The 9,436-nt window shown below is 67.3% G+C and carries 7 protein-coding genes; 1 reads left to right on the top strand and 6 read right to left on the bottom strand.

The window, feature by feature from the left end; genetic code table 11:
* Positions 1-207: 207 nt before the first annotated feature.
* Positions 208-3,003 carry a bifunctional [glutamate--ammonia ligase]-adenylyl-L-tyrosine phosphorylase/[glutamate--ammonia-ligase] adenylyltransferase gene (gene glnE, locus M2299_RS20500; protein ID WP_280884910.1) on the bottom strand — a complete coding sequence of 932 codons (2,796 nt, stop codon included), beginning with the start codon at positions 3,001-3,003 and terminating at the stop codon, positions 208-210.
* Positions 3,004-3,378: 375 nt separating this feature from the next.
* Between glnE and M2299_RS20495 the strand changes: the two genes are divergently transcribed.
* On the top strand, positions 3,379-4,893 hold the full coding sequence (locus M2299_RS20495) for an acetyl-CoA hydrolase/transferase family protein (RefSeq protein WP_080150722.1): 1,515 nt from the start codon (positions 3,379-3,381) through the stop codon (positions 4,891-4,893).
* Between the two features lie 86 nt (positions 4,894-4,979).
* On the opposite strand, the gene M2299_RS20490 is transcribed toward M2299_RS20495, so the two are convergent.
* The 5 genes from M2299_RS20490 to M2299_RS20470 form a co-directional block, all read right to left on the bottom strand.
* Positions 4,980-6,341, bottom strand: coding sequence for a VOC family protein (locus M2299_RS20490; RefSeq protein ID WP_032975602.1), 1,362 nt, complete (start codon positions 6,339-6,341; stop codon positions 4,980-4,982).
* Between the two features lie 162 nt (positions 6,342-6,503).
* The gene (locus tag M2299_RS20485; protein WP_100435703.1) at positions 6,504-6,992 is read right to left on the bottom strand and encodes a hypothetical protein; all 489 of its coding nucleotides are present in this window, start codon (positions 6,990-6,992) and stop codon (positions 6,504-6,506) included.
* A 31-nt stretch (positions 6,993-7,023) separates the two neighbouring features.
* Positions 7,024-7,776: an HAD family hydrolase gene (locus M2299_RS20480; protein ID WP_032975604.1), complete on the bottom strand. Its 753-nt coding sequence runs from the start codon at positions 7,774-7,776 to the stop codon at positions 7,024-7,026.
* A gap of 97 nt (positions 7,777-7,873) precedes the next feature.
* Positions 7,874-8,293 (bottom strand): EF-hand domain-containing protein, encoded by a 420-nt coding sequence (locus M2299_RS20475; RefSeq protein WP_025878233.1) that lies wholly within the window; start codon positions 8,291-8,293, stop codon positions 7,874-7,876.
* Between the two features lie 227 nt (positions 8,294-8,520).
* Entirely contained in the window at positions 8,521-8,892 is a 372-nt protein-coding gene (locus M2299_RS20470; protein ID WP_025878234.1) for a hypothetical protein, read from the bottom strand.
* Positions 8,893-9,436: the final 544 nt, after the last annotated feature.

Genomic DNA, 9,436 nt, shown 5'->3' with positions numbered 1-9,436 from the left:
GTTTTGAGCAACCCTTTGTTGGCCACCGCCCATATCCGGGGTGGGTCCGGTCCTTGGGTCGCCCCGCTTCTCCAGGGTTCATCGCAGCTGAGAGATTGTGCCGACCAACGGTCGGCACCTACCAATGGAAGGCCATCGCCGAGCCATTGGCCCGGTGGGTGCCAGAGGTCGGCACCCACCCAAAGCTGCTACCGCCATTGCAGGCGGTCAGGCGAACGGCAGCTCCGCGGCGATGCACGCGGCGCGGATCGCCGCACACGCGTCTTCGATGGCCGGCGTGGTCGGTGCCAAGCGCGGCCGGCGATCCAGCGTGCAGGCCAACCCGACCTCCAGCAGCGTGGCATGCGCGCCATGCAGCGCCTGTGCGGTGGCTTCGGGCAGGAACTCCGCCGCGGCCAGCGCGTCGATCAATGCAGGCGTGGCACGCGGCTGCAGCAATGCAGGGGTTTGCGCACTGCATGCCAGCACGCCGGTCTGCAGCAGGAATTCCAGGTCGACCACGCCACCCGCGCCCTGCTTCAGGTCGAGCCGCGCGGCATCGCTGCGGTCCAGTTCGGTGCGCATGCGTCCGCGCATCTTCACCACATCGGCATACAGCGTTGCGCGATCACGCTCGCGGCCCAGGGTCTGCGCACGTACCTGTTCGAAATCCTGCAGCAGGCTGGCATCGCCGGCCACGCCGCGTGCGCGCACCAGCGCCTGGTGCTCCCAGGTCCATGCGCGATCGCGCTGGTACTCGGTGTAGCTGGCCAGCGAAGACACCAGCGAGCCCTTGCCACCATCCGGACGCAGGCGCACGTCGATGTCGTACAGGCGGCCGGCGGCGGTGACCGCAGCCAGCAGCGCCATCACCTTCTGGGCCAGGCGCGCATACCAGCGGCCCGGCTCCAGCGGGCGCGCACCGTCACTGGCTTCCACACCCGGCGGGTGATCGTGCAGGAACACCAGGTCCAGATCCGAGCCGAAACCCAGCTCCAGGCCGCCCAGGCTGCCGTAACCGATGATCGCGAAGCGGCCGCCGGCGATAGCGCCGTGCGCGGCGTGCATATCGGCCTCGGCCATCGCCAACACGGTGATGACTACCGCCTGCGCCAGTTCGGCCAGTTGCCGGGTGCTGTCGACCGCGCCCTGGCGGCCATCCAGCGTGGCCATGGCCATGCGGAAGCTCAACGCCAGGCGAGTTTCATTGAGCCAGCGCAGCTGCGATTCGGGATCTTCCACCGGCAGCACCTGCCGGCATTCGGCCAGCATGCCGTCGGCGTCGGGCATCGGCCCGGACACGCGTACGTCCAGCAGTTCGTCCAGCAGCAGCGGATACGCGGCCAGGCGTTCGGCCAGCAGCGCGCTGCGTGCCAGCACGTCGACCAGTCGCGCAAGCGCGCTGGGCTGTTCGTCCAGCAGCGCCAGGTAGCTGGTACGGCGCAGCACTGCCTGCAGCAGGCCGAGCACGCGCTTGAGTGCGGCATCGGGCTGCGGTGAACGGGTGGCGGCGTGCAGCAGTGCCGGCAGTACGCGGTCCAGGCGCGCACGCGCCGCATCGGACAGCGACTTCACGCCCGTGCCCTGGGCGAAATCGCGCAGTGACTGATCGGCGCCATTGGCATCGAGGAAACCGGCCTCGGCCAGCAGCGGCGCGTTGCTGCCTTCGGGCAGACTGCGCCAGTAATTGGCCAGCGCATCGGGCGCTGCCTGGCCCTTGCGTGGCGCCAGCAGCGCACCGAACTCGGTACTGACACGCTGCTGCTGCACACGCAGTGCCTCGCGCAGCGCATCCCAATCGGCATAGCCCAGGCCGACGGCAATCCGCTCGCGATCCAGCGTATCGCTGGGTAGCACATGGGTCTGCGCATCGCGCAGCATCTGCAAGCGGTTTTCCAGCCGGCGCAGGAACAGATAGGCCTCGCGCAGTGCGGTGCCATCATCGCGGGCGATCTGCCCGGCAGCCACCAGGGCATCCAGCGCGACCAGCAACCGCCGCTCACGCAGCACCGGCTCACGGCCACCGCGAATGAGCTGCAGCGCCTGGCAAAGGAATTCGATCTCGCGGATGCCACCGGCACCGCGCTTGATGTCGTCGTGCATCTCGCGCCGGGCGACTTCAGCGGTGATCGCCGCCTTCATCTCGCGCAGGCCGTCGAGCGCGGTGAAATCCAGGTAGCGGCGGTACACGAACGGACGCAGGGTCTGCAGCCAGGCCTCGCCAGCGGCGATATCGCCCGCCACCGCACGCGCTTTCAGCCAGGCATAGCGCTCCCAGTCACGGCCTTCGCGCTGGAAGTACTGATCCATCGCAGCGAATGACAGCGCGACGCGGCCTGCGCTGCCAAACGGGCGCAGGCGCAGGTCGACGCGATGGCTGAAGCCATCGACGGTGGTTTCATCCAGCAGCTTGGCCAGGCGCTGGCCGAGGCGGGCGAAGTACTCCTCGGCCGCCAGCGCGCGCGGACCGTCGGATTCACCGCCCTGCACGTAGGCGTAGACCAGATCGACATCGGAACTGAAGTTGAGCTCGCCACCGCCCAGCTTGCCAAGCCCGAACACCACCAGCTGCTGCGGTTGGCCGTGGTCATCGGCGATCACCCCGTGGCGCTGGGCGAACTCCTGCTGCAGGGCGTCCAGCGCCAAGCGCAGGCAGTCCTCGGCCAACGCGGTAGCGCCCGCCAGGGTCTGCGGCACGTCATCCAGCCCGGCCAGGTCGCGCCAGATCAAGCGGGTGGACATCGCCGTGCGCCAGCGTCGCAGTTGTGCCGGCCAGTCGCTGGGCTGCAGCGGGTCGAGCACCGGCGCCGGCAGCGGCGGGCAGCCCGGCGCGGCCAGCTGCGCCAGCAGGCCGGGCTGGCGCACCAGGGTGTCCAGGGCGAAGTCGCTGCTGATGGCCAGCTGCACCAGCAGCGGCTGCAGTTCGGCCGGGATGGGATCGGGCACTGCCTGGGCCAGGCGCGTCAGCGCGCGGTGGACGAGGGGCTGCAGGGTGGCGGGCAATTCGGCGGGGGCGAGGGTCATGCACTGATTCTCGCGGGGTCGCATCCCTTTGCCAACGGCGAAGGGCTGTGACCGCTTGCTGCGATATCGCCGGAGGTTGCTGGGGTTGCCGGCCAGCGGCCGGCACTACCGAAAATGGAATCCGCGCATTCATCTTGGGCGACAGGCAATAAAAAAGCCCGCTTGCAGCGAACTGCCAGCGGGCTCTGCTCCCTCCCCCACGTCGGGATGCAGGGCCATCGTGCGGTGTACGAAAGTACTTTGCACGCTGCACTGCAAAACAAAACTGACGGGTATGGGAGAGGCCTTGCCGGAAACACCATTCCACGAAGGTAGAACCCCCCGTACGGCGGGGGATGGCCGATAATCGGGATTCCCCCCAGAAACGCTGTCGTCATGACTGTTGATCGCATCGCCAACGCGCGTCTTCGTGACCGCGTGGTCTCCGCCGAGGCCGCAGCCGCGCTGATCCAGCCCGGTGAAACCGTGGCCATGAGCGGCTTTACCGGCTCCGGTTACCCCAAGGCCGTTCCCGTTGAGCTGGCCCGCCGCATCGAATCGGTGCATGCCCAGGGCCTGCCCTTCCAGATCAGCCTGATGACCGGCGCCTCCACCGCGCCGGAACTCGATGGCGCGCTGGCCAAGGCCGATGGCATCGCCATGCGCATGCCGTTCCAGAGCGACCCGGATGCGCGCAACCGCATCAACGAGGGCAAGCTGGATTACATCGACATCCACCTCAGCCACGTCGCCCAGCACGTCTGGTTCGGCTTCTACGGCGAGATCGATACCGCCGTGGTCGAGGTCTCGGCGATCCGCGAGGATGGCTCGCTGGTGCCGTCCACCTCGCTGGGCAACAACAAGACCTGGCTGGACCTGGCCAAGAAGGTGATCATCGAGGTCAACGAGTGGCAGCCGGCCGGCGTGGACGGCATGCATGACATCTACTACGGCACCGCGCTGCCGCCGCACCGCAAGCCGATTCCGCTGGTCAATGCCAACGACCGCATCGGCGAGACCGCGCTGCGCTGCGACCCGGACAAGATCGTGGCCGTGGTGCGCACCAATGGCCCGGATCGCAACAGCCCGTTCAGCCCGATCGATGCGACCAGCGAGCAGATCGCCGCGCACCTGATCGAGTTCCTGCAGCACGAAGTGAAACGCGGCCGCCTGCCGGCCAACCTGCTGCCGCTGCAGTCGGGCGTGGGCAACATCCCCAATGCGGTGCTGGCCGGCCTGGCCAAGAGTGGTTTCCGCGACCTGGCCGCGTTCACCGAAGTGATCCAGGACGGCATGCTCGACCTGCTGCGCGACGGCGTGCTGAGCTATGCCTCGTGCACCGGCTTCGCACTGAGCCCGCAGGCCAACGAGACGTTCAAGGAGAACATCGATTTCTACCGCGAGCGCATCATCATGCGCACGCAGGAGATCTCCAACCATCCGGAACTGGTGCGCCGCCTGGGCTGCATCGGCATGAACGGCATGATCGAGGTGGACATCTACGGCAACGTCAATTCCACGCACGTGATGGGCACGCGGATCATGAACGGCATCGGCGGTTCGGGCGACTTCGCGCGCAATGGTTTCCTGTCTGCGTTCCTGAGCCCGTCGACGGCGAAGAACGGCACCATTTCGGCGATCGTGCCGATGGCCAGCCATGTCGACCACACCGAGCACGACGTGTCGGTGATCGTGACCGAACAGGGCCTGGCCGATCTGCGTGGCCTGACCCCGCGCAAGCGCGCGCAGGTGCTGATCGACAACTGCGCGCACCCGGATTTCCGCGCGCAGCTGCAGGACTACTTCGACCGCGCCAGCCGCGAAAGTTACGGCAAGCACACCCCGCACCTGCTGCCGGAGGCGCTGTCGTGGCACCAGCGGTGGCTGGATACGGGCACCATGAAGGCCTGAGTATTGCCGGTTCGCCGGGCCATGCCCGGCGGGTATGCCGCATCGCACCTTGGTAGCGCCGGGCCATGCCCGGCGGGTGTTCCGCATCAGGTGCGCAGGCTCGCCAGCGATTCGGCCTGGATGCGCTCGTAGATCTCGAACTCATCGTTCACCGCCGCACCCAGCGCCTGTTCGAAGGCCTCGCGATTGGCATGGGCGGCGTACGCGCGCTGCTCACCGCCGCCCAGGTTCGACTGGAAGATGCCTGCGGCGCTGACCGGCAGGAAGTCCTCGTAGACGATCGGGTCGGCCGTGGCCAGGCCAGCGGCAACCAGCACTTCGGCCGGCAGATCGGCCACGCGCTCCGGCGCGGCGCGGCCAGCGTCGGTCAGCTGGTAGCGGTAATACCCCAGGCCTTCCTGGCGCAGGGTGTCGTGGTCATCCGGGAAGCTGGCGAACACCGCCTGCAGGCGCTGCCCATAATCACCACCGGTGCTGCCCGCGCCGTCGGCATCGCGCGCCTGCGTCAGCAGCTGGTCGTACAGCGCGCGGCCCTTGGCGGTCAGCGCCAGGCCGCGCTGCTCGATCTCGCCGAAGCGCGCGGTATGGGTACCGGCGTCGCCGCCTTCGTTGCCCGGGAAGTGCACCGCCTCTTCCAGCGCCTTGAAGCTGGTCTGCCGCAGCAGGATCGGGCAGGCGCGACGCGGGGGGCCCTCGATCACCGCCTTGGCGGCCATGCCGTGCTCGATCATCGCCGCCTGCGCAGCGTCGATGTCCAGCGTGCGCGGGGTCAGGTGGTTGATGTGCGGGCCACGGAAGCTGACCACGTCGGCCACCAGCCGGTGCGCCTTGTGCAGGGCATGGTAGGTCGGCAGGTCGACGGTGGCATCGCCATGCCAGCGGAAGGTCTCCAGCGCCTGTTCGACGAAGCGCTCGGCATCGGCCTGGGTCAGGCCACCGTCACGCTCGGCCTGGTCGATCAGCGCCAGTGCGTCGTCGGTGAAGATGCGGCGGCGGGCGAGGATCTCGGCCGACTGTGCGCGTAGCGCCTCGTCTTCGATCAGCTCCAGGCGTAGCAGCGAGGTGAACACGCGGAACGGGTTCAGTGCCAGCGCAGCGGCGGTCAGCGGGCGGAAGGCGGTGGAATGCACCGGCACGCCGGCCACCGACAGATCGTAGTAGCCCACCGGGTACATGCCCATCACCGCGAACAGGCGGCGCAGGGTTGCCAGTTCCTGCGGGGTACCGACGCGGATCGCGCCATGGCGTTCTTCATCCAGGCGGGCACGCTCGTCGTTGCGCAGCAGCTGCGCGGCCAGCGCCGGGTCCTGCGCCAGGACCTGCGTGTTGATCCGCTCCACCAGTTCCACCAGCGTGCCGTACAACGGCACTTCGGTGCGGTACATGCGGGACATGGCCTGGGCGAACAGGCGGCGGATCACATCAGGCGAAACGAAAGAGGCGCTCATCAGTCACTCGATTACGGGAACGGGGAACAGCTCGGACCCGTATTGTCGCCGGAGCGCGCGGCGGCGGCGATACGCAGAGCAACATGAAGAACATCGGATTCGCCGGGCCATGCCCGGCGAATCCCAGGGCCGCGCTGCGCGCTCGCCGGGCGTGGCACGGCGCTACCGCTTCAACTGCCGCTTCAGCGTGGCATCGAGGGTGATCGGCCGATCCCAGTGCTCGTAGCTGGCCACGATGGCGTGGCGAACGGCCCGGTAGTGCAGGTTCTGCGGCTTGGCCGGCATCCGCTTCACCACCTCGGCCCAGCCGCCCTCGGGGTCCTGGCTGAAGGCACGCACGCTGTCGCGGCAGGTCTGGCCACTGGCCTTGGCCCAGAAACAGGCGAAATAGATGTCGCCGGCCTGCCACCGGTGGGTGGTTGCCAGCGCGGCGATGTAACCGCGCGGTACACCGGCATAGCGCGATACCTCGTCGAGGAAGGCATCGGGGTAACGCTCGGCGTAGTGGTTGATGTCGGCCAGCTGGCTGTCGACCCAGGCATCGCCGGTATCCACCTCATAGGTCGCCGAACGTTCGGCGGTCTGCTGCGCCAGCACGATGGCCGGCGCCAGCAGCAGGGACAACAGCAGGGCGCGCAGTGGCAGTTTCATGCTTCGATTCTGCCGCAGCGGCCGCGCCGTGTCAGGCCGCGGCAGCGGCCTTGGCCTCGATCGTCGCCAGCGCCGCCGGCCAGTCCCAGGCGGTATCGGCGTTGACCATGCGTGGTTCGTCGTCAGCCACGCCGTGCTGGGTCTCGTGCGCCCAGGTCACCGCGTACGGGGTGTGGATACCCCAGCCGCCGAGGGTGATCACCGGTTCGATGTCCGAGCGCAGCGAATTGCCGACCATCACGAACTGCTGCATCGGCAGGTCGAATTCGGCCAGCACGCGGGCATAGGTTTCCGGGTCCTTCTCGGACACGATCTCGATGCGCGGGAACAGGTCCGCCAGCGCCGCGACCTTGATCTTGGCTTCCTGGTGGAACAGGTCGCCCTTGGTGATCAGCACCACCGGGTACTGCGCGGCGATGGCGGCCACCGACTCGCGTACGCCGTCGATCAGTTCGACCGGGTGGCGCAGGGTGTCATGGCCGATGTCGAGGATGCGCTGGATGTCCTTGGCCTCGATCCGCTGCGAGGTGATCTCGATGGCCGCTTCAATCATCGACAGCGTCATGCTTTTCACCCCGTAACCGAACACGCCGAGGTGGCGCTGCTGCACTTCCAGCAGGTGGCGGGCGGTCTGGGTGTCGTGGACGTCGATGTAGCGCGACAGCAGGTCCAGGTAATCCTGCTCGGCCTTGCGGTAGTAGTCCTCGCTCTTCCACAGCGTGTCGTCACCGTCAAAACCGACCAGGCCGATGGCGCGCGAGGGCGCAGGCGTGGAGGTGTTCATCGCCCTAGGATACAGGCGCGGCGATGACGAAAAAAACCCGGGTGGCCGAAGCCACCCGGGTTGCCCATGCACCGGTTGTCCCGAATTCAACCGTGGATCAGCGACCCTGGCCCGCGGCCGTGCCACCCGCGCCGGCACCCGCCTGCTGGGCGGCCACGTAGGCCTTGTACTCGTCGGCGCTCAACTGGCCGTCCTTGTTGGCATCCGCCTGGTCGAACACCTGCGCAAGGCCCGCATTCACCTGCGACTCGCTCTTGCTGATGGTGCCGTTGCCATCGGTATCGATGCTGGCCCACGTCTGGCCGCCGCCGTTGGCCTGCGCCGAGGCTGCTGCGGCCGCGTCGGTGGCCTGGTCAGCCGCCTGGCCTGCCTGTGCCGCCGCCTGCTGGGCCTGTGCCGCTTCGTTCTGTGCATGCGCGGCCTGCTGCTTGGCCGACTGCGCCATCGCCGGGATGGCCAACACGCTGCCGGCGGCGACGATCAGGGCGATCAGGGGCTTGCGGTTGCGAATAGTCATCTGGGGTGTCTCCTGAAGGGTGGTAGTGCGCGGTCGTTGTCTCCGCACTGCACCTACCCTGCCACCGCGTTTCTGAATCGATTTTGCGCCGCGATTCCCTCGAACACGCATGGTTAACCACTGGCGCAGACGCATGCGTTAGCGCGGTGGTTAGTGCGAAGTGAGCAGACAGTAAGACGAGCATTCAGCGCTGCACGATTTAACCGGCAGCGAACGAAAAACCTGCGTCAGTCGACGGTTTTTTCCGATGACCGCGAACTGAACAACACCCATCCCAATGCAACACCGGAGAGCGCACCGGCGATCTCCAGCACCACGCGGCTGCCCAGTTCGTTCGGATCGTGGATGGTGGACAGGAACAGGCGCGCATACAGCGGCGACTCCAACCGCACGATGCCCATGTAGAACAGCTTCCAGGCATCGATGCCGGCGGAGATGATCACCGCGATCACGCACGACCAGCCGATGGCATGGCCCACGGTCCAGTGCAGCAGCCGGCACAGGTGGTGCCACAGGAAATACACCAGCAGGCCGACCAGCAGGGCGATGAGGCCCGCCTCAAGCGTACCGAGCAGGCCGAAATGCAGGGGAAGGTTCATCGGGCGGGGACGCAGGAGAAGGCGGCCAGTGTAAGGGGTATCGGCAGGGCTGCGCCCTGTACCTGCCGAAGCCAGGGCAACGGCAACCGCCAAAGCAACAGCGGGCGTTCCGTGGGATGGCGGGGCGGTGTCGGATTGCGGGGACGCCGCAAGTACGTCCATGTAGGCTCAGCCGCGCCTTGCTCGTGTGCGCTGTCCTGCGCACACGGCAAGACCGGGGTTGGGCGTCCTGCCCAACCCGCCCGAGGCATGCCTCGGGCCCATGGCGCGGATGCCCCGCAATCCGACACCGCCCCGCCTTCGACAGGTTCCCGGTATGTGGTAGATCCACGCCATGCGTGGATGGATTTCCATCGAATCGAATATTTCGACAATTGAACGAAGAACATCCACGCATGGCGTGGACCTACCGTGTCGACCAAGGTCGACACCCACCAGGAGCACGCCAAGCCATTCCGACAGATCGCGGAAATCTGTCGAAGGCGGGGTGGGTCCGGTTGCGGGGGCGTGAGCCGCATGGATGCGGCGACCGAGCTTACATGGA

This window comes from Stenotrophomonas sp. 1278 (genome assembly GCF_029892765.1).
GTDB classification, from domain to species: domain Bacteria; phylum Pseudomonadota; class Gammaproteobacteria; order Xanthomonadales; family Xanthomonadaceae; genus Stenotrophomonas; species Stenotrophomonas indicatrix.
The sequence above is the reverse complement of the archived record's forward strand: the minus strand, read 5'-3'. Positions and strand labels throughout refer to the sequence as shown.

What these genes read in the sequence shown, in the direction of transcription:
- M2299_RS20480 (WP_032975604.1), bottom strand. Translation starts at nt 7,776, where the DNA reads ATGAACACCTCCACGCCTGCGCCCTCGCGCGCCATCGGCCTGGTCGGT.
- M2299_RS20495 (WP_080150722.1), top strand. Translation starts at nt 3,379, where the DNA reads ATGACTGTTGATCGCATCGCCAACGCGCGTCTTCGTGACCGCGTGGTC.
- M2299_RS20475 (WP_025878233.1), bottom strand. Translation starts at nt 8,293, where the DNA reads ATGACTATTCGCAACCGCAAGCCCCTGATCGCCCTGATCGTCGCCGCC.
- M2299_RS20490 (WP_032975602.1), bottom strand. Translation starts at nt 6,341, where the DNA reads ATGAGCGCCTCTTTCGTTTCGCCTGATGTGATCCGCCGCCTGTTCGCC.
- M2299_RS20470 (WP_025878234.1), bottom strand. Translation starts at nt 8,892, where the DNA reads ATGAACCTTCCCCTGCATTTCGGCCTGCTCGGTACGCTTGAGGCGGGC.
- glnE (WP_280884910.1), bottom strand. Translation starts at nt 3,003, where the DNA reads ATGACCCTCGCCCCCGCCGAATTGCCCGCCACCCTGCAGCCCCTCGTC.
- M2299_RS20485 (WP_100435703.1), bottom strand. Translation starts at nt 6,992, where the DNA reads ATGAAACTGCCACTGCGCGCCCTGCTGTTGTCCCTGCTGCTGGCGCCG.